At 70.2% G+C, this 18461-nt stretch carries 19 protein-coding genes; 14 read left to right on the plus strand and 5 right to left on the minus strand.

The genetic code is table 11. The features are described from left to right. Positions 1–24: 24 nt before the first annotated feature. Positions 25–1170 (plus strand): MFS transporter, encoded by a 1146-nt coding sequence (locus ACFMQL_RS16480; protein WP_364062722.1) that lies wholly within the window; start codon positions 25–27, stop codon positions 1168–1170. Here ACFMQL_RS16480 and ACFMQL_RS16485 read toward each other — a convergent pair. Beyond that, entirely contained in the window at positions 1139–1969 is an 831-nt protein-coding gene (locus tag ACFMQL_RS16485) for an undecaprenyl-diphosphate phosphatase (RefSeq protein ID WP_364062725.1), read from the minus strand. The genes ACFMQL_RS16480 and ACFMQL_RS16485 overlap by 32 nt on opposite strands. A 362-nt stretch (positions 1970–2331) precedes the next feature. On the opposite strand from ACFMQL_RS16485, the gene ACFMQL_RS16490 reads away from it, so the two are divergent. Genes ACFMQL_RS16490 through ACFMQL_RS16500 form a run of 3 tightly spaced genes read left to right on the plus strand, consistent with a single transcriptional unit; the run spans position 2332 to position 4013 of the window. Next, positions 2332–3252 carry an AraC family transcriptional regulator gene (locus ACFMQL_RS16490; protein ID WP_364062728.1) on the plus strand — a complete coding sequence of 307 codons (921 nt, stop codon included), beginning with the start codon at positions 2332–2334 and terminating at the stop codon, positions 3250–3252. Further along, positions 3249–3764 (plus strand): HAD domain-containing protein, encoded by a 516-nt coding sequence (locus tag ACFMQL_RS16495; RefSeq protein ID WP_364062731.1) that lies wholly within the window; start codon positions 3249–3251, stop codon positions 3762–3764. Before ACFMQL_RS16490 ends, ACFMQL_RS16495 begins: the two co-directional genes overlap by 4 nt. A gap of 57 nt (positions 3765–3821) precedes the next feature. Further along, positions 3822–4013 carry a PspC domain-containing protein gene (locus ACFMQL_RS16500; RefSeq protein ID WP_364062734.1) on the plus strand — a complete coding sequence of 64 codons (192 nt, stop codon included), beginning with the start codon at positions 3822–3824 and terminating at the stop codon, positions 4011–4013. Here ACFMQL_RS16500 and ACFMQL_RS16505 read toward each other — a convergent pair. Further along, positions 3976–5196, minus strand: a complete 1221-nt coding sequence (locus ACFMQL_RS16505; protein ID WP_378786022.1) for an MFS transporter — start codon at positions 5194–5196, stop codon at positions 3976–3978. The two genes, ACFMQL_RS16500 and ACFMQL_RS16505, sit on opposite strands and share 38 nt — an antisense overlap. A gap of 84 nt (positions 5197–5280) precedes the next feature. Between ACFMQL_RS16505 and ACFMQL_RS16510 the strand changes: the two genes are divergently transcribed. From ACFMQL_RS16510 to ACFMQL_RS16520, 3 genes are all read left to right on the plus strand, one after another. Further along, positions 5281–5865 carry a TetR/AcrR family transcriptional regulator gene (locus ACFMQL_RS16510; protein WP_364062740.1) on the plus strand — a complete coding sequence of 195 codons (585 nt, stop codon included), beginning with the start codon at positions 5281–5283 and terminating at the stop codon, positions 5863–5865. A 54-nt stretch (positions 5866–5919) separates the two neighbouring features. Then, a complete protein-coding gene (gene lipB, locus ACFMQL_RS16515; protein ID WP_378786023.1) occupies positions 5920–6555 on the plus strand; it encodes a lipoyl(octanoyl) transferase LipB in 636 nt (211 codons plus the stop codon). A 121-nt stretch (positions 6556–6676) separates the two neighbouring features. Further along, the gene (locus ACFMQL_RS16520) at positions 6677–8203 is read left to right on the plus strand and encodes an alpha/beta fold hydrolase (protein ID WP_364062746.1); all 1527 of its coding nucleotides are present in this window, start codon (positions 6677–6679) and stop codon (positions 8201–8203) included. A 69-nt stretch (positions 8204–8272) separates the two neighbouring features. Here ACFMQL_RS16520 and ACFMQL_RS16525 read toward each other — a convergent pair whose 3' ends face one another. Next, complete coding sequence (locus ACFMQL_RS16525) at positions 8273–9802, minus strand: amino acid permease (RefSeq protein ID WP_378786024.1); 1530 nt, start codon at positions 9800–9802, stop codon at positions 8273–8275. A 141-nt stretch (positions 9803–9943) separates the two neighbouring features. Then, on the minus strand, positions 9944–10492 hold the full coding sequence (locus ACFMQL_RS16530) for a type 1 glutamine amidotransferase domain-containing protein (RefSeq protein ID WP_378786025.1): 549 nt from the start codon (positions 10490–10492) through the stop codon (positions 9944–9946). Positions 10493–10611: 119 nt separating this feature from the next. Here ACFMQL_RS16530 and ACFMQL_RS16535 point away from each other — a divergent pair, with 119 nt between their 5' ends. Further along, positions 10612–10887 carry a heavy-metal-associated domain-containing protein gene (locus ACFMQL_RS16535; protein WP_364062755.1) on the plus strand — a complete coding sequence of 92 codons (276 nt, stop codon included), beginning with the start codon at positions 10612–10614 and terminating at the stop codon, positions 10885–10887. An 8-nt stretch (positions 10888–10895) separates the two neighbouring features. On the opposite strand, the gene ACFMQL_RS16540 is transcribed toward ACFMQL_RS16535, so the two are convergent. Then, a complete protein-coding gene (locus ACFMQL_RS16540; protein WP_364062758.1) occupies positions 10896–11603 on the minus strand; it encodes an SDR family NAD(P)-dependent oxidoreductase in 708 nt (235 codons plus the stop codon). An 88-nt stretch (positions 11604–11691) separates the two neighbouring features. On the opposite strand from ACFMQL_RS16540, the gene ACFMQL_RS16545 reads away from it, so the two are divergent. From ACFMQL_RS16545 to ACFMQL_RS16570, 6 genes are all read left to right on the plus strand, one after another. Next, a complete protein-coding gene (locus ACFMQL_RS16545) occupies positions 11692–12531 on the plus strand; it encodes a helix-turn-helix transcriptional regulator (RefSeq protein ID WP_378786026.1) in 840 nt (279 codons plus the stop codon). A gap of 151 nt (positions 12532–12682) precedes the next feature. Continuing rightward, a complete protein-coding gene (locus ACFMQL_RS16550) occupies positions 12683–14497 on the plus strand; it encodes an ABC transporter substrate-binding protein (protein ID WP_378786027.1) in 1815 nt (604 codons plus the stop codon). Continuing rightward, positions 14494–15546 carry an ABC transporter permease gene (locus tag ACFMQL_RS16555; RefSeq protein ID WP_364062767.1) on the plus strand — a complete coding sequence of 351 codons (1053 nt, stop codon included), beginning with the start codon at positions 14494–14496 and terminating at the stop codon, positions 15544–15546. The genes ACFMQL_RS16550 and ACFMQL_RS16555 overlap by 4 nt, the downstream gene beginning before the upstream one ends. Next, entirely contained in the window at positions 15543–16424 is an 882-nt protein-coding gene (locus ACFMQL_RS16560; RefSeq protein WP_378786028.1) for an ABC transporter permease, read from the plus strand. The genes ACFMQL_RS16555 and ACFMQL_RS16560 overlap by 4 nt, the downstream gene beginning before the upstream one ends. After that, a complete protein-coding gene (locus tag ACFMQL_RS16565) occupies positions 16421–17398 on the plus strand; it encodes an ABC transporter ATP-binding protein (RefSeq protein ID WP_364062773.1) in 978 nt (325 codons plus the stop codon). Before ACFMQL_RS16560 ends, ACFMQL_RS16565 begins: the two co-directional genes overlap by 4 nt. Continuing rightward, on the plus strand, positions 17395–18399 hold the full coding sequence (locus ACFMQL_RS16570; RefSeq protein WP_378786029.1) for an ABC transporter ATP-binding protein: 1005 nt from the start codon (positions 17395–17397) through the stop codon (positions 18397–18399). Before ACFMQL_RS16565 ends, ACFMQL_RS16570 begins: the two co-directional genes overlap by 4 nt. The last annotated feature ends 62 nt before the right edge of the window (positions 18400–18461 follow it).

The raw sequence follows: 18461 nt of genomic DNA on the forward strand, positions 1-18461 counted from the left end.
CCAACTTTCGTACGGGGAGGCCCTATGCGTTCGCGGCTCTATGCACTGGCCGCCGGAAACTTCGCCATCGGGACCGGCATGTTCGTCACCGCCGGTCTGCTCGCGTCCATTTCCGCCGACCTCGGGGTGTCCCGATCGGCGGCAGGGCAGCTCATGACGGTCTTCGCCCTCGCGTACGCCGTGCTGTCCCCCGTGCTGGCCGCCCTCACCGCGAACATGTCGCGCCGGACGCTCCTGCTGCTGGCCATGGCGGTCTTCACGGCGGGCAGCGCGCTGGCCGCGCTGGCCCCGACGTACCCGCTGGTCCTGCTGACCAGGGTGGTGGCCGCGGCGGGCGCGGCGATGTTCACGCCGACCTCGTCGGCCGTCGCCAGCGCGCTCAGCTCCCCTGAGCGGCGCGGCCGCGCGCTTGCGCTGGTGATGGGCGGGCTGACCGTGTCGTCCGCCCTGGGCGTGCCGCTCGGCACGTGGCTGGGCGACGCGGTGAGCTGGCGGGCCACGCTGTGGGCGGTCGCCGGGCTCGGCGTGCTCGGCCTCATCGGCGTGGCGGCGCTGGTGCCCGACGTGCGGATCGCGGCGTCGAGACGGCTGAGCGAGCGGTTGCAGCCGCTGCGCGACCGGCGGGTCGTGGCGGTGCTGGTGACGCAGCTCCTGGTGTTCGCCACCGGGTTCACCGCCTACACCTACATCGGCTCGCTGCTCGACCTGCCGCTGCCCGCGGTGCTGTGGGCGTGGGGGCTGGGCGGCGTCGCGGGCAACATGCTCGGCGGGCGGCTCACCGACGCCTACGGCCCGCGCCGGATGGTCTTCACGGGCATGACCGCCGTCCTGGTGTTCATGGCCCTGATCCCCGTCGCGAACCTCGCACTGCCCGTCGCCCTCGTGTGGGGCTTCCTGTGGGGCGCGAGCGGCTGGATGGTGGCGCCCGCCCAGCAGTTCAGGACGGTCGCGGCGGTGCCGGGCAACGTCTCGATCGGCCTCGGCCTGCTGGCGTCGGCGCAGTACCTCGGGCTGGTGGTGGCGGGACTGGCCGGCGGCGTGGCGCTGGAGGCGTACGGGCGGATCGGCGTGGTCGTGCTGGCGGTCGCCATCGGCGTGGTCGCGCTGGTGTTCACGCTGGCCACCTACCGTCCGGCGCTCAGCCCTGAGCGGGAATCCATCCCAGCGTGACGGCCAGGATGACGAAGAAGCCGAGCACGATGCGGTAGATCACGAAGCCGGTGAAGCGGTGGGTGCTGATGTAGCGCAGGAACCAGGCGACCGCCGCGTAGCCGACGCCGAACGAGATGAGCGTGGCCAGGATGGTCGGCCCCCAGTCGGGGGCCGGGCCCTCGCCGATCTCGGTCAGCTCAAGCGCCCCCGAGGCCAGCACGGCGGGGATGGCCAGCAGGAACGAGTATTTCGCCGCGTCCTCGCGGCGGTAGTCGAGCAGCAGACCGGCGGTCACGGTGCCGCCGGAGCGCGAGACGCCGGGGACCAGGGCGAGCGACTGGGCGAAGCCGTAGATGACCGCGTGGGTGACGTTGAGGTGCTTCTCCAGCGTCAGCTTGTTGCGCGCGGTGTGGTCGGCGAACCACAGGATGATCGCGAAGACGATGAGCGTGGTGCCGACCAGCCGCAGGTCCCGGAACGTGGTCTCGATCTGGTCCTTGAGCGTCAGGCCGAGCACGGCGATGGGGATGGTGCCGGCGATGACGTACCAGCCCATGCGGGCCGCCCAGTGCCCGCGCAGGTCTTTGACGAACAGCGAACGCGTCCAGGTGGAGATGATCTCCCAGATCTCCTGGCGGAAGTAGATGAGCACGGCCGCCTCCGTGCCGAGCTGGATGACCGCCGTGAACGCCGCCCCCGGGTCAGGCCACTGGGCGAAAGCGGAGACCACGCGGACGTGGGCGCTGGAGGAGATCGGCAGGAACTCCGTGAGCCCCTGGACCAGCCCCAGAACCACCGCTTCTAGCCAGCCGATCACGACGACACCTTCCGTGGACGCTGCGAGTGTGAGGGTGAGGCTAGCGGAATCGGGGGCCGCGCGATCGCTCTCGCGAGGCCCTGACCTGCTGGGATCGCACGTCGCAGCGGGGGTGATACGCGCTGTTCACGAAGAATTGGCCATATGTTCGCCTCGGCCGGGCCCGGTCGTCGCCCCGCGTCTCGGGGCAGGCCCGGCCCCTCACCGTCTCGCGCTTCACCGGCGGCCCGGCTTCTCGCGGTCCCGCGCGTCATCAGCGGTCCGGCCCTCACAGCCCCGCCGAAAGCCGCGGGCAGGGCCGCCATGCCGACCGTCGTCCCCTTGGTTGAGCAGGCACAAACGCTTGTGCCATCGTCTGACTCATGGATCAGCTCGCGGCGCTGCTCGACGGCCCCAGAGCTCGCGGCGCCTTCCTCCTGCGCTCGATCCTCGACCCGCCGTGGTCGCTGCGCATCCAGGACGAGGCTCCGCTGTCGGTGGTCACGCAGGTGCGGGGCGAGTCGTGGATCACGTTCGACGACGCCGAGCCCGTACGCGTCCAGGCCGGGCAGGTGGCGGTCGTACGGGGGCCTGAGCCGTACACGGTGGCCGACGACCCGGCGACGGCGCCGCAGATCGTCATCCACCCCGGCCAGCGCTGCACCACCGTCGACGGTGAGTCCCTCTACCAGTCCATGGACCTCGGCGTGCGCACGTGGGGCAACGACCGCGACGGCGAGACCGTGCTGCTCACCGGCACCTACACGATGGAGGGCGAGGTCAGCAGGCGGCTGCTCGACGCGCTGCCCCGGCTGATCGTGCAGCCGGGCGGCCCGCTCACCACGCTGATGAGCGCTGAGATCGTCAAGGACGAGCCGGGCCAGGAGGCCGTCCTCGACCGGCTGCTCGACCTGCTGCTCATCGCGGTGCTGCGAGCCCACTTCGCCGCGAACGAGGCGCCGGGGTGGTACCGCGCGATGAGCGACCCCGTCGTCGGCAAGGCCATGCGCCTGCTGCACAACGACCCGGCCCGCCCGTGGACGGTCGCCTCGCTGGCCGCCGAGGTGGGGGTGTCGCGGGCCTCGCTGGCGCGGCGCTTCACCGAGCTGGTGGGCGAGCCGCCGATGGCGTTCCTCACCGACTGGCGGCTGGCGCTGGCCGCCGACCTGCTGCGCGAGCCCGGCGCGACGATCGGCTCGGTGGCCAGGAAGGTCGGGTACGGCAGCCCGTTCGCGCTCAGCGCGGCTTTCAAGCGCGTACGCGGGGTCAGCCCCCAGCAGCACAGGGCCGGAGCGGCGCCGTGAAGCCGCTGCTGCTGCTCGACGTGGACGGCGTGCTGAACCCCATGGGCCCGCCCGCCGCCGGTTACCGGCGCTACCGGTGCACGATCGGCGCCGAGGTCTACACCGTGCACCTCAACCCGGCCCACGGCCGCCGCCTGCTGGAGCTGGCCCTGAACACCGGGTCCGAGCTGGTCTGGGCCACCACGTGGGAGCACCACGCCAACGACTGGATCGCGCCGCGCATCGGGCTGCCCACGCTCCCGGTGATCCCGATGAGCCCCGGCGCGCCGAGCGAGCACGGGGAGATGTTCAAGACGCCGCATGTGGCGGGGTACGTCGGCCGGCGGCCGTTCGTCTGGTTCGACGATCAGGTGTGGGCGGAGGACGAGGAGTACCTCAGGGTCCATCAGGGTCTGGAGAATTTCCTCCTTGTTCATGTGGACCCGGCGGAGGGTCTGACCAGCCGTCATCTGGGCATGGCACAGAAGTGGCTGACCCTATCAGGGTTTTCTCAGGGTCCTGAGAGGATCTGATCCGCGTTGCCGTCCGTTTCTCACGTAGGACGACACACCACAACGAAGGAACACAGCATGTACCGCTCACGAGAGCACAGGATCCTGGCCGGCGTCTGCGGCGGCATCGCCGACAAGCTGGGCCTGCCGCCGACGCTCGTCCGCATTCTCTGGCTGTTGCTGTCGCTCATCCCCGGCCCGCTCTGGGTCGTCTACGTCGCCATGTGGATCCTCATCCCTGAGGAGCCGAAGGGTTACCGGGCGGCATAGCGCCGGCGCGCCCACGGTCCGCCGCGCGGAAGAGCGCGAGCGCGACCAGTTCCACGCAGACCGCGGCGGCCGGCAACCAGCCGCTGCCGTACGTCTCCAGCACGAGCCCGCCGAGCGCGGCACCGCACGACACGCCCACGTAGACGGCGCTGCTGTTGAGCGCGAGCGCCTGCGGCGCCGCCGGGCCGGCGAGGGCGATCATGCGGGCCTGCGCGGGCGGCGGGATCCACCACGACGCGCCCGCCCAGAGCAGCAGCAGCGGCAGCAGGGCGAGCAGCGGGACCGGCCGCAGGATCTGGCAGAAGGTGAGGGCGGCCATCACCGCCGCGAACGCGGCCACGCCCGCGGTCATCGCCCGGCTCGCGCCCCACCGGTCGGCCGCCCTGCCGCCGAGCTGGCCGCCGGCGAGCCCGGCGAGACCGGCGAGCACGAACACCCAGCCCAGCTCCACCGGCCCGGCGCCGGCCAGGTCGCGCAGAAACGGGGCGAGATAGCTCAGCACCATCATGCTGCCCAGCACGATCGCGACGATCCCGAGCAGACCGAGCAGCACCTGGGGCCGGGCCAGCGGGGCGAGACGCTCCCTGATCGGCATGGCGGGCTGCGGCGGCAGGCCGGGCAGCGTGACCATGACAGCCGCCAGCGCGACGAGCCCCAGCGCCGCGCCCAGCCCGAACGTGGCCTGCCAGCCGAAGGCGCCGCCCACCCACGTGCCGAGCGGCACGCCGAACGTCAGCGAACCGGTCAGCCCGCCCATCACCAGCGCCAGGTAGCTCCCCTGCCGCCCCTCGGGGGCCGCGGAGGTGGCGATGGCGTACGCGGCGGGGACGACGGCGGCGGCGGCCACGGCGGCCAGCACGCGCAGGCCGAGCAGCACCGCGTACGAACCGGTGAAGGCGGCGGCCGCGTTGGCCGCGACGAACAACCCCAGCGCGCACGCCAGCAGCGCCCGCCTCGACCAGGTGGCGGTCACCACCGAGGCCACGGGTGCGGCCAGCGCGAACGCCAGCGAGAAGGCCGTGACGAGCTGCCCGCCCATGGCCTCGCTGACTCCGAGGTCGGCGGAGAGCGCGGGCAGCACCCCGGCGATCACGTAGTCGTCGGTGGCGAACGTGAAGGTGGTGAAGGTCAGCGCGAGCAGCCAGGCGGGCAGGCGGGCACGCCGGCGTACGTCGATGGACATGGGTATCCCCTGAAATAAAGGTAACAGTCGTTTCCCCGGTAGGGTAACAGTCGTCACCTCAATGGCGTCAAAGGGAAAACAGCCATGGCCAGGACCGCCGATCCGCACCGCCGCGGCGAGCTGCTCGACCAGATCATCGACTACCTGGCCGACCACGGCCTCTCGACGCTGTCCATGCGCCCGCTGGCCCAGCACCTGGGCAAGTCCACCCGCGTGCTCACCCACCACTTCGCCGACAAGGAAGAGCTGCTGTCGGCCACCATGGAGCGCCTCGACGAGCGCCACCGCGCCTGGCTGCGCGGTCTGCCGGGCTGGTCGGGCTCCGAGAGCGTGGGCACGATCATCCGCCGTACGTGGGACTGGCAGTCCCGCGAGGAGAACGTGCCGATCGCCCGGCTCATCCACGAGATCGAAGGGCTCGCGGCGGCAGGCAAGCTGCGCGGGCACGTGCCGAGGCTGCTGGCCGACCGGTCGGAGTTCGTGGCCGGGCTGCTGCGCGATCGCGGCGTGCCGGAGCCGGAGGCGACGCGGATCTCGACGCTGGCGAACTCGGCGTACACCGGGCTGCAGATCGACTTCCTCACCACGGGCGAGCGCGAGCGGGTGGAAGAGGCGCTGGACCGGCTCTGCGAGCTGGTGGACGAGTGGGTGGCGGCCCACAGCGGGTAAAAGCGGGCCTACCTGCGGCGTCGCCAGTCAAGGGCCGGGCATATCCTCAGAAACATGAGGGCAAGGCCGCTGACGCTCATCCAGGATGAGCTCGTCGAATACGACCAGGCTATGGAGCGCATGACCGACCTCGTCGGGCAGCGCCAACGGGAGGAGCGGCCGGACACGCTCTGGCTGCTGAGCCATCCCTCCGTCTACACGATCGGGCGACGCACCCCGGCCGAGCACCTGCCCGACCCTTCCCACGGCATCCCCGTGGTCGAGACCGGTCGCGGCGGCCAGCTCACCTATCACGGGCCCGGCCAGCTCGTCGGCTACCTCATCGTCAAGCTGGACGAGGGCGAGGGCATCGTCGACTACGTTCGCGAGGTGGAGCTCCGGCTGGTGGAGGCGCTGGGCAAGCTGGGGCTGCCGGCCGAGCGCCGCGACACGCCGCCGGGCTCCGAGCTGCTGACCGGCGTGTGGACGGTGGAGACCGGACGCAAGATCATCTCGATCGGCATGCGCCAGAGCCGGGGCGTCACCAGCCACGGGTTCGCGCTCAACGTCGACGGCGACCTGACGCCGTGGAGCTGGGCGGTCGCGTGCGGGATGCCCGACGTCGACATGACCTCGCTCAAGCGCGAGATGGGCAGCGCGGACATGGACGAGGTCCGCAAGGTGGTGGCGGAGGCATTCGAAGCCTCTTGACGCGATAAGTCATTACGAAGTAGGGAACTTCGGTAATTTCGTCGCGCACATAACGCCAAATACGCGATGATCCATCTTCGTCGCACGCCCCAACGGGGGATCGATCGAAGATTGGAGCATCGTGCGAAGAAGGTTCACCCTGCTCGCCGCCGCCTTAGTGGCGGTGGCGACGCTGTCGCCCGTCCCGGCCGCCAGTGCCGAGGTGACGCAGCCGGCGCGCACCATCACCTGGGCTCCGTGCGAGGAGGAGCCGTCTGCCGAGTGCGGCACGCTGACCGTGCCCATCGACTGGTCGCAGCCGGACGGCCCGACCGTCGACATCGCGGTCGCCCGCCGCAAGGCCACCGACCCCGACGCCAGGATCGGCTCGCTGGTCATCAACCCCGGCGGCCCCGGCGGCTCGGGCGTCGAGGCCGTGTACGGCGCCCCCGGCTCCTACACCGAGGAGCTCCAGCGCCACTTCGACATCGTCGGCTTCGACCCCCGGGGCGTGGGCCGCAGCCACCCGGTGATCTGCTCGGCGTCGGTCTACAACCAGATGCCGCACACGGTCATCAAGAGCCAGGCCGAATTCGAGGCGTGGGACGCCTTCACCAAGCGCCTGCACCAGGACTGCCGTGAGCGCACCGGCCCGCTGTACGACCACGTCGACTCCACGGACGTCGCCCGCGACATGGACGCCCTGCGCGAGGCGCTCGGCGAGGAGAAGCTCACCTACTACGGCATCTCCTACGGCACGCTGATCGGCCAGATGTACGCCGAGCTGTTCCCTGACCGCGTCCGCGCGCTGGGGCTGGACAGCAACATGGACCACAGCCTCGACGTGGCGGGCTTCCTGGCGACGGAGGCCGTCGCCGTCGAGGACGCCTTCGACCAGTTCGTCGGCTGGTGCGAGCAGGAGCCGAGCTGCGTCCTGCACGGCCAGGACATCCGGGCGATCTGGAAGAACCTGCGGGAGAAGGCTCAGCGGGGCGAGCTGATCTACCCGAGCACCGGCACGAAGATGACGGAGCTGCAGGTCATCTACAACGCCGCGCTGGGCAACGAGGGGCCCGACTGGGTGACGCTCAGCCAGACCATCAACTGGCTGAACGGCGGGCCCGAGCCCGACTGGGTGCCGCCGCTGCCCGGCCGGGGGCCGGTGGAGGGCGACGTGGCCGAGCTGCCGACCACGATCCTGTGCCAGGACTACGACCTCCGGGTGCGCAACTACGCCGAGTACGCCGCGCTGATGAAGGTCTCCAACGCGCTGGCGCCCGACACGCGGTACCACCCGTACCCGATCGACGACCTGCCGATCTGCATGAACTACAAGACGACCAACCCGCCGCACGAGCTGCGGTACACGGGTGACGCGCCGCTGCTGCTCGGCAACTCGCTGCACGACCCCGCCACGCCGTGGATCTGGTCGGCCAACGCGGCCCGCCAGCTCGGCCCGAAGGCGGTGCTGCTCACGTACGAGGGGTGGGGCCACCGCATCTACGGCAAGGACAAGTGCCAGACGGACATCTTCGACGAGTACCTGATCTCGCTGAAGGTGCCGCCGCACGGCACCCGCTGCGCGGTGGGCACGCCTGAGGAGAACGTGCTCAAGCGCCAGGCGGACACGCGCCTGTGGCCGACGGATCGGCTGAGCTGGGCCGGCTGAGCTGGGCCGGCTGAGCCGCATCCGACAGCAACGCCCGGGGGACCCGCGAGGCCCCCGGGCGTTTCCGTGTCAGGACACGAGGTTCTCGTCCACCGTGCGGCGCGGCCCGGTGAACCAGTGCCGGGCCGACAGCGCCCACCACAGCGCGATCCCGATGAGCACGATGCCCACCGCGACGGGCGCGTAGTTGACCGAGGTCCAGGTGAACTCGGGGTTGCCAGGCACCCCTTCGGGCGAGAACGGCATGATGAAGTAGACCGACACGATCACGATCTCGACGCAGGCGATCCAGCACAGCGGCTTGTACGCGCGGCCCAGCGTCCACGGCCCCGGCTGGAACGCCTCACCCATGCGCAGCCGCAGCCAGATCGGGATGAGGAAGGCCAGGTAGAGGCCGATGACCGCGATCGAGACGACGGCGTAGAACGCGACGGGCGTGGTCAGCCCGGGAGGTGCGTAGAGCGCGGGCAGCGTGATGAGGGCGGCGACGGTGCAGCCGGCCACGATGGCGTTGACCGGGGTGCGGTTGCGGTCCACCTTCGACCACAGCCGCCAGCCGGGCACGGCGCCGTCGCGGGCGAACGCGTACGTCATGCGCGACATCGAGGTCACGCAGCTCATCCCGCAGAAGAACTGCCCGATGGTGGAGATCGCGAAGATCGCGGTGGCCAGCGGGGACGACAGCGCGGTCTCGAAGATGGCGCCGACGAACCCGGACTGGGCGTTCAGTTCGTCCACGTCGGTGGCGGCGAACAGGAACGCGAGCAGCAGGATCCAGCCGCCGATCGCCGAGTAGAAGATCGACTGCCACAGGCCGCGCGCGGCGGTCCTGGCCGCGCCCTGCGTCTCCTCCGACACGTGGGCGCAGGCGTCGAACCCGGTGATCGTGTACTGGGTGAGCAGGAAGCCGAGCGGCAGCACGTACAGCCAGAAGGTCAGGCCGTCGGAGCCGGAGCCGAAGCCCGAGGTGTTGTTGGTGCCGAAGAAGACGAAGCCCGCCGACTGGTGCTCGCTGGGCGCGAAGACGAGGATGGCGACGACGATCGCGGCGCCGGCCACGTGCCACCAGACGGAGATGTTCTGCAGCAGCGAGATCAGCTTGTGGCTGAAGATGTTGATCAGCGCGTGCAGCGCCAGGACGATCACGAACAGCAGGAACGCCTGGGGGAGAGTGCCCTCCCACGCGCCGCCGGTCAGCCGGTTGAGCGTGATGTTGAGGAACGTGGCGCAGCCGTAGTCCACCGACGCGGTGACCGCGATGAGGCCGATGAGGTTGAGCCAGCCGGTGAACCAGCCGTGGATCGGCCCGCCCAGCTTGGCGGCCCACCAGTAGATGCCGCCCGCCGTGGGGTACGCCGAGACCAGCTCCGACATGCACAAGCCGATGATGAGGATGAACAGGGAGATCAGCGGCCAGCCCCAGGAGATGGCGATGGGGCCGCCGTTGTTCCAGGCTTGTCCGAAGGTCGTGAAGCAGCCGGCCAGGATCGAGATGATTGAGAAGGAGATCGCGAAGTTCGAGAAACCGCTCCAGGTGCGTGCCAGCTCCTGCTTGTAGCCGAGCTCGGCCAGCCGCCTGGAATCCTCTTCTGTTGTCATTGAGGTCTCCCTGGGGGGCGGAGGACGCTCCTTATGGTCTACGTCTAGACCATTTCTCCCCAGGGGACAAGGCGTTACGAGCTCGTTTCGACCTCGCCCGGGGGTGGCCCTCTCGTACGGGAAAGGCCACCCCGGAAGGCGTCAGCCCTCGCCGAGCACGTCGGTGACGGTCTGGCAGAACGCTTTGAGGTCGTCCGGCTTGCGGCTGGTCACCAGCGGACCGGGGCCCTCGGTGTCGACCACGACCTCCTTGTCCACCCAGGTCGCCCCGGCGTTGCGCAGGTCGGTTCGCAGGCTCGGCCACGAGGTGAGCGTGCGCCCGCGTACGACGTCGGCCTCGATCAGCGTCCACGGCGCGTGACAGATGGCCGCCACCGGCTTGCCCGCCTCGAAGAAGGCCCGGACGAAGCCCACGGCGTCGGACGACATGCGCAGGAAGTCCGGGTTGGCGACGCCGCCGGGCAGCACCAGGCCGTCGTACGCGGCCGGGTCGGCGTCCGTGACGGTGTCGTCGACGGCGAAGTGGTCGGCCTTGTCCAGGTGGTTGAACGCCTGGATCCGGCCGGGGGAGGTGGAGACCAGCCTGGGCGTGCCGCCGGCCTGTTCGACCGCCTTCCACGGCTCGGTGAGCTCCACCTGCTCGACTCCCTCGGGTGCCACCAGAAAGGCGATGGTCTTGCCGTCCAGCATGAGAACCCCCTTGTGCGGCGTGTTTCCACCCCTCTTTCCGTGGGGGACCCATGTATGCGTCTTTACCCCTAGGGGGTATAGAGTGCCGTCATCGGAGCCGATGAGGAAGGAGTGTTCGCATGACCGTGGCCACGTACCAGGTCAAGGGCATGACCTGCGGTCATTGTGCCAGTGCCGTGACCGAGGAGGTGAGCGCCATCGCCGGGGTGAGCGCGGTCGAGGTCGACGTCGCCTCGGGCGCGGTGACCGTCACCAGCCAGGCCCCCGTCGACGACGCGCTGATCGGCGCCGCCGTGACGGAGGCCGGCTACGAGCTGGTGGGCAGGGCCGCGCCCGTCGAGCTGCTGCCGATGGCCGGCGGGTGCTGCGGTGGTGGCGCCTGCGCCTGCGGCTGACCCGAGGGTCACCAGGGCAGAGGGCCCTTGGCGCTGAAGTAGCCGCCGGTCGGGCCGTCGGGGCCCACCTGCGCCATCCGCACGATGATCTCGGCGCCCTCCTCGACGGTCTGGATGCCGGTGTTGTGGTTGAGGTCGGTCTTGGTGTAGCCGGGCTCGACCGCGTTGATCCGCATCTCGGGGAACGCCTTGGCGAACTGAACCGTGATCATGTTGACCGCGGCCTTCGACGCCGGGTACGCCACGCCGGGGTAGTCGTACACCGGCGTCCCCGGGGTGGTGACGGTGGTCAGCGAGGCCAGGCCGCTGCTGACGTTCACCACGACGGGGGCCTGCGAGCGGCGCAGCAGCGGCACGAAGTGGTGCAGCACGCGCACGACGCCGAAGACGTTGGTGTTGAACGTCTGGTACATCAGGTCGCCGGTCACCTCGGCCGCCGTGTAGATGCCGGCGTCCGGCTTGCGCTCCTCGACGCCCGCGTTGTTGACGAGCACGTCGAGCCCGCCGTCGGCCTCGATGGCGGCGGCGGCCTTGGCGACGGAGTCGTCGTCGGTCACGTCGATCTGCACGAACCGGGCGCCGAGCCGCTCGGCGGCCTGGCGGCCCCGCTCGGCGTTCCTGGCGCCGACGTAGACGGTGTGGCCGGCCTCGATGAGGCGGCGGGCGGTCTCGTAACCGAGACCCTTGTTGGCTCCTGTGATCAGTGTCGTTGTCATGTTCACAGTCTGCGTCCGCGGCTCCTGAGCAGCCAGAGCCCTCATTTTCCTGGGACTCGCGGTACCAGGAAGGGGCAGACTGGACACCATGGCGAAGGAGTTCGGGCAGGCGGTGCGCCGCTGGCGGGAGCGGATACGACCGGAGGCGGTGGGGCTGCCCGCGACAGGTCACCGCCGCACCGCGGGGTTGCGCCGCGAGGAGCTCGCGACGCTCGCGGGCATCTCCGTCGATTATGTCGTCCGCCTGGAGCAGGGCCACGCCACCAACCCCTCGCCGCAGATCGTCGAGGCGCTGGCGCGGGCGCTGCACCTGTCGGACGAGGAGCGCGCCTACCTGTACGAGTCCGCGGGCCTCGCCCCGCCCGGGCCCGACATGGTGCCCGTCAGGATCCCGCCCAACGTGCTGCGGATGATCGACCGGCTCGACGGCGCCGCTGTCGCCGTCCACGACGCGGCCTGGACGCTGCTGCTGGCCAACCCCCTGTACACCGCACTCGTCCCCGATGCGGCGCAGTGGCGCGGGCGCGAGCGCAACGCCGTGTGGCGCGTCTTCATGGGCACGGGCTCCACCCTGGTCAGGCGCTCGCCCGAAGAGCAGGCCGACTTCGAAGAGGCGCTGGCCGGCGACCTGCGCACCACGGCGGGCCGCTACCCCGCCGACCGCGCGCTGAAGGAGCTGATCGCCGAGCTGCGGGCGGGCAGCCCGCGCTTCGCCGAGTTGTGGGACTCGGGCACGGTCGACCGTCAGGTGGGCGGGCGCAAGACGTTCGACCATCCCGAGGTGGGGTCGATGACGCTCGACTGCGACATTCTCAGCGTGGCCGGCAGCGATCTCCGGATCATCGTCTACACCGCCGAGCCCGGCACTCCCGACGCCGAGCGGTTCGCCCGGCTCGCCCGGCGGTCGATGGCGCCCGCGGAGACGTGACGCCAGCTCACGGCGCTGCCAGGACCACTGAAAATTTACACCGCTGTTGGAAACGAAGATGAAACAATTTTCCGTCACTCGTTGACATGCGGTCTCCATATGGTGTGCCTTCTTCTACACAGAGAACCCCCCGCCTGAAGGTGAGGCACGTATGAGGAAATGGTTCGCACGCCTGGCAGCGCTGGGCGTCGCGCTATTAGTGGCCGGTCAGGGCACGACGGCTGCCCTCGCACAGGAGCCCGCGGCGGGGAAGAAGATCATACGCGTCGGCGCGACGCAGTCGATGGACTCGATGAACCCGTTCCTCGCGGTCCGTCTGATCTCGACGTCGATCCACCGCTGGATGTACGGGTTCCTCACGGTCCCCGACTCCAAGACGCTCGCGCCGAGCCCTGACCTGGCCGAGTCGTGGAGCACGTCCGAGGACGGGCTCACCTGGACGTTCAAGATCCGCCAGGCGAAGTGGTCCGACGGCCAGCCGATCACGGCCGAGGACGCCGCCTGGACGTTCAACAAGATGATGACCGACGACGCCGCCAAGACCGCCAACGGTCCGGCGGTGGAGAACTTCGAGAGCGTCACCGCCAACGGCCAGGACCTGATCATCAAGCTCAAGGCGCCGCAGGCCAGCATGCTGGACAACCCGGTCCCGATCATGCCCAAGCATGTCTGGGAGAAGGTCACCGACATGGCCAACTACGACGCCGAGGTGTACCCGACGGTCAGCAGCGGCCCGTACTTCGCGGTCGAGCACAAGAAGGACCAGTACGTCAAGCTGCAGGCCAACCCGAACTACTGGCGCGGCAAGCCCAAGATCGACGAGCTGCAGGTCATCTTCTACGACAACCCGCAGGCCGCCATCGCGGGCCTGAAGAACGGCGACATCGACCTGCTCGGCCGGATGTCCCCGCCGGAGTTCGAGGCCATCCAGAACGACCCGAACATCGTCGCCTGGAACCAGCAGGGCCGCCGCTCGGCGTACCTGCAGATCAACCACGGCGCCACCACCAGCGACGGCAAGCCCGTCGGTGACGGCCACCCGGCGCTGAAGGACCAGAAGGTCCGCCAGGCGCTCCACTACGCCATCGACAAGCAGAAGCTGGTCGACGAGGTGCAGAACGGCCTGGCCAAGCCCGCCGACGGCTCGATCGTCCCGCCGATGTACCAGGACTTCTTCTGGGAGGCCACCGGCGACACCAAGGTCACCTACGACCCGGCCAAGGCCAACCAGATCCTCGACGACGCGGGCTACAAGAAGGGCCCCGACGGCATCCGTACGATGCCCGACGGCAAGCGCAAGCTGGAGTTCCGCTTCAGCATCCACACCGACACCCCGATCGAGGACAAGCTCGCCGAGTACCTGACGGGCTTCTTCAAGGAGATCGGCATCTCGCTGACCACCAAGAAGCTCGACTCCAGCAAGTTCACCGAGGAGACCGGCGTCACCGGCCTGTTCGACATCGCGATCAGCAACTGGTCGGTCAACCCCGACCCCGAGGAGGTCCTCGCCACCCACCTGTGCAGCCGGCGGCCCAGCCCGACCGGTGAGGGCGGCGGCACCGAGTCCTTCTACTGCGACGAGACCTTCGAGAAGCTCTACAAGGAGCAGCAGAAGGAGCTCGACCGGGCCAAGCGCGCCGAGATCATCAAGAAGATGCAGGAGCGTCTCTACACCGACGCCCCGATCATCGCGATCTACTACACCAACGACCTTGAGGGTTACCGCAAGGACCGGATCGCCAGCATCACCCCGATCCCCGAGGACAACGGCATCCTCTACGGCGGCAGCAGCTACTGGCCGTTCTACACCGTGGAGGCCAAGGAGGCCGCGGCGTCCGGTTCGAGCGCCGAAGGCGGCTCCAACACCGGCGTCATCGTGGGAGTCGTGGGCGGTGTGGTGGTCATCGCCCTGGCGGGCTTCCTCCTGAGCAGGCGGCGCAAGAGCACCGCTGACGAACGCGAATGACGACACCGCTCGAAGCAGCAGAGCCCGCCGCCCAGGCGGCGGGCCCTGGTGACGAGCGCCCCACCCGCCGCGGCACGCTGCAGTACGCGCTGGCCAAGGCCGGTGGGGCGCTGTTCAGTATCGCCATGGTGATCGTCGGAACCTTCTTCGTGTTCCGGCTGCTCCCCGGCGACCCCGTACGCAACCTGGCCCAGGGCCGGAACATGACCCCGGCCCAGCTCGACCTCGAACGCCGCAGGCTCGGCCTCGACAAGCCGCTCATCGACCAGTTCTTCCAGTTCGTGGGCGACACGCTCAGGCTCGACCTCGGCACCTCCTACGAGTACAAGCGGCCGGTCATCGACCTCATCGGCGAGCGCATCGGCCCGACGCTGCTGCTCGCGGGGACCGGCCTGGTCATCGCGGTCAGCCTGGGCGTCTGGCAGGGCACCAGAGCGGGCTGGCGGCACGGCAGCGGCTTCGACCGCTTCTCCACCGGCCTGTCGCTGCTGCTGTGGTCGGTGCCGACGTTCTGGCTCGGGCTGCTGCTGATGATGGTCTTCGGCGTCGGCATCGGGCCGATCCCCGGGCTGTTCCCGTTCCGCGGCATCGAGAGCGTGGACGCGCCCGACGGGTTCGCGTACGTGCTGGACGTCGCCTCCCACATGGTGCTGCCCTGCCTGACGCTGGTCGCCGTGGTGTACGCCCAGTACCTGCTGATCATGCGCTCCTCGCTCCTTGAGGAGGTCGGCCAGGACTACGTCACCGTGGCCAGGGCCAAGGGCCTGCGCGACGACGACGTGCGCCGCAAGCACGCCGTGCCCAACGCGCTGCTGCCCACGGTCACGCTGGTGTTCATGCGCATCGGCTTCGTCGTCGGCGGCGCCGTCACCGTGGAGACCATCTACACCTGGCCGGGGCTCGGACAGCTGTTCTACGAGGCGGTCAGGGTGCCCGACTTCACGCTCATGCAGGGAACGTTCATGCTGATCACCGTCGCGGTCATCGTCATGAACACGCTGGCCGACGTGGTCTACCACGTGCTCGACCCGAGGGTGAGGTCCGCATGACGGCTGTCGCCACGGCCCGCAGGAAGCAGGCGCTGATCCGCTTCTGGGCCGGGTTCCGCACGCACCGCGGCGGCGTCGCCGGGCTGGCCGTCCTCGCGATCGCGGTCGTGCTCGCACTCATCGCGCCCTTGTTCATCGACGAGTCGGTCACCAGCGTCATCCAGAACACCGGGCAGCGGTGGGCCGCGCCGAGCCTGTCCGAGCCGTTCGGCACCGACGAGTCAGGCCGGTCCATCCTGCTCATGGTCTGGTGGGGCTCGCGCACCTCGCTGTTCATCGGGTTCCTCGCCGCGCTGCTCAGCATCGTGATCGGCCTGGTCGTCGGCATCACCGCGGGCCACTTCCGCGGCTGGGTCGGCGCCGCGCTCATGCGTGTCACCGACTGGTTCCTGGTGCTGCCCTCGCTGGTGACCGCGCTCGTCCTCGCCGCCATCCTCGGCGGCAGCACGTTCACGATCATCGCCGCGATCGGCATCACCACCTGGCCGTCCACCGCCCGGCTCATCCGGGCGCAGACGCTCGCCGTCGAGGCCAGGCCGTACATCGAGCGCTCCAAGGCGCTCGGCGCCGGACACTGGCACATCACCACCCGGCACGTGCTGCCGAACGTGGCGCCGCTGCTGCTGGCCAGCACCACCCTGGAGGTGGCCAGCGCCATCGTCACCGAGTCCACGCTGGCCTTCCTCGGCGTCAGCTCCAACCGCACCTCCTGGGGCACCATGCTCCGTGCCTCCTACGACTGGGGCGCCGCCACCCAGGGCGCCTGGTGGTACATCCTCATCCCCGGCCTCGCCATCCTCATCGTGGTCATGGCGTTCACGCTGGTCGGAAGGGCCCTGGAGGCCGTGCTCAACCCGAGGCTGAGGAGGGCCGCATGAGCCTGCTCGAACTCGACGACGTCTCCGTGACCTACCGCATCGCCTCGGGCGAGGTGCCCGCCGTACGCGGGGTGTCGCTGAAGCTCGAGGCCGGTGCGGCGCTCGGCGTCGCCGGCGAGTCGGGGTCCGGCAAGTCGACGCTGGCCATGGCGCTGCTGCGGCTGCTGCCCAAGGACGCGAAGATCGGCGGCCGCATCCTGCTCGACGGCGAGGACGTCCTCACCATGAAGTGGGGGCGCATGCGCGCCGTGCGCTGGGCGGAGGCGTCCATCGTCTTCCAGGGCGCGCAGCACGGGCTCAACCCCGTACGCAGGATCGGCGACCAGATCGCCGAGCCGCTGCTCGTGCACAACCTGGCCAAGCCCGACGCCGCCCGCGAACGCGTCGCCGAGCTGCTCGACGCGGTGGGCCTGCCCGCCTGGCGGGCCCGCAGCTACCCGCACGAGCTGTCGGGCGGCCAGCGGCAGCGCGTCATGATCGCGATGGCGCTGGCCTGCTCGCCGCGCCTGATCATCGCCGACGAGCCGACCACCGCGCTCGACGTGATGGTGCAGGCCCAGGTACTCAGCCTGATCAAGGACCTGGTGGCCGAGCGCGGCATCTCGCTGATCATGATCTCGCACGACCTGTCGGTGCTCGCCGACGTGTGCGACCAGCTCGCGGTCATGTACGCGGGCCGCGTCGTCGAACACGGCCCGTCCCATGAGGTGTTCCACGACGCCAAGCACCCCTACAGCCGGGCGCTGGCGGCGGCTTTCCCGACCGTCGGCGACCCGGTCTCGCGCATGGCGCCCAAGGGCCTGGGCGGCGACCCGCCCGACCCGATGGACCTGCCGAGCGGCTGCGCCTTCCACCCGCGCTGCCCGGTCGCGCGCGACACGTGCGCCGAGCTCGACGTGCGGTTGTGGCCGGCCGGTCCAGGACGTACGGCGGCGTGCGTGCACGCCCGGGCCGAGGAGGAGGTCGGCTCATGACCGAGACGAGCACCGCCACCGAACAGACCGGCACCACGGGCGCCACCCTGCTGGAGGCCCGTGACCTGCACGTGGAGTTCGCCTCCAGGGGCCGCAAGGCCCGCGCCGTGGACGGCGTGAACCTGGCCATCGGGCAGGGCGAGATCGTCGCGCTCGTCGGCGAGTCCGGCTGCGGCAAGACCACGCTCGCCCGCACCCTGCTCGGCCTCGAACGCCCCACCTCGGGCGAGGTCCGCTACGACGGCGCGAGCCTCGCCTACACCACCAAGGCGCTGCGCGCCTACCGCAGGCAGGTGCAGCTCGTCCTGCAGGACCCGACCGGCTCGCTCAACCCCCGCCACACCGTGTACGAGGCGGTCGCGGAGGGCCCGCGCATCCACGGCCTGCCCGACGAGCGCGACATCGTGGCCACCGCCCTGTCCAGGGCCGGGCTGCGGCCGCCCGAGCGCTTCTTCCAGCGCTACCCGCACGAGCTCTCCGGCGGCCAGCGGCAGCGCGTCGTCATCGCGGGCGCGCTGGCGCTGAACCCGAAGGTGCTCGTCGCCGACGAGCCGGTGGCCTCCCTGGACGCCTCCGTACGCGGCGAGATCCTCGCGCTGCTGCTCAGGCTGCGCGAGGAGCTGGGCCTGTCGGCCCTGGTCGTCACCCACGACCTCGGCCTGGCCTGGAACATCGCCGACCGGGTGGCCGTGATGTACCTCGGCAGGATCGTCGAGTCGGGGCCCGTCGAGCAGGTGCTGACCGCGCCGCGCCACCCGTACACGCAGGCGCTGCTGTCGGTGCTGCCCGAGTCGCCCGAGCGGATCGTGCTGACCGGCGAGCCGCCCGACCCGACCCGCATCCCCGCGGGCTGCCGCTTCCACGCCCGCTGCCATGTGCTGGCGTCGGGCAAGGCGGCCGAGGCCGGGGTGGCCGAGCGCTGCCGTACCCAGCTCCTGGACATCCTGCCCGCCGTGCCGGACGCCCAGGCGGCCTGCCACTACGCCGAGACGGTCACCTGATCCGCCCGGCCGGCCCGCCATCGGGCCGAAGACGGTCTTCCGACGCCGGCGCCGGACCTCAC

It is taken from the genome of Nonomuraea fastidiosa (assembly GCF_042751225.1).
Taxonomy (GTDB): Bacteria; Actinomycetota; Actinomycetes; order Streptosporangiales; family Streptosporangiaceae; genus Nonomuraea; species Nonomuraea fastidiosa.

Coding starts and splice junctions, on each gene's coding strand:
- ACFMQL_RS16500 (WP_364062734.1), top strand. CDS start 3,822: ATGTACCGCTCACGAGAGCACAGGATCCTGGCCGGCGTCTGCGGCGGC.
- ACFMQL_RS16490 (WP_364062728.1), top strand. CDS start 2,332: ATGGATCAGCTCGCGGCGCTGCTCGACGGCCCCAGAGCTCGCGGCGCC.
- ACFMQL_RS16540 (WP_364062758.1), bottom strand. CDS start 11,603: ATGACAACGACACTGATCACAGGAGCCAACAAGGGTCTCGGTTACGAG.
- ACFMQL_RS16505 (WP_378786022.1), bottom strand. CDS start 5,196: ATGTCCATCGACGTACGCCGGCGTGCCCGCCTGCCCGCCTGGCTGCTC.
- ACFMQL_RS16525 (WP_378786024.1), bottom strand. CDS start 9,802: ATGACAACAGAAGAGGATTCCAGGCGGCTGGCCGAGCTCGGCTACAAG.
- ACFMQL_RS16535 (WP_364062755.1), top strand. CDS start 10,612: ATGACCGTGGCCACGTACCAGGTCAAGGGCATGACCTGCGGTCATTGT.
- ACFMQL_RS16560 (WP_378786028.1), top strand. CDS start 15,543: ATGACGGCTGTCGCCACGGCCCGCAGGAAGCAGGCGCTGATCCGCTTC.
- lipB (WP_378786023.1), top strand. CDS start 5,920: ATGAGGGCAAGGCCGCTGACGCTCATCCAGGATGAGCTCGTCGAATAC.
- ACFMQL_RS16480 (WP_364062722.1), top strand. CDS start 25: ATGCGTTCGCGGCTCTATGCACTGGCCGCCGGAAACTTCGCCATCGGG.
- ACFMQL_RS16545 (WP_378786026.1), top strand. CDS start 11,692: ATGGCGAAGGAGTTCGGGCAGGCGGTGCGCCGCTGGCGGGAGCGGATA.
- ACFMQL_RS16550 (WP_378786027.1), top strand. CDS start 12,683: ATGAGGAAATGGTTCGCACGCCTGGCAGCGCTGGGCGTCGCGCTATTA.
- ACFMQL_RS16570 (WP_378786029.1), top strand. CDS start 17,395: ATGACCGAGACGAGCACCGCCACCGAACAGACCGGCACCACGGGCGCC.
- ACFMQL_RS16510 (WP_364062740.1), top strand. CDS start 5,281: ATGGCCAGGACCGCCGATCCGCACCGCCGCGGCGAGCTGCTCGACCAG.
- ACFMQL_RS16530 (WP_378786025.1), bottom strand. CDS start 10,492: ATGCTGGACGGCAAGACCATCGCCTTTCTGGTGGCACCCGAGGGAGTC.
- ACFMQL_RS16565 (WP_364062773.1), top strand. CDS start 16,421: ATGAGCCTGCTCGAACTCGACGACGTCTCCGTGACCTACCGCATCGCC.
- ACFMQL_RS16555 (WP_364062767.1), top strand. CDS start 14,494: ATGACGACACCGCTCGAAGCAGCAGAGCCCGCCGCCCAGGCGGCGGGC.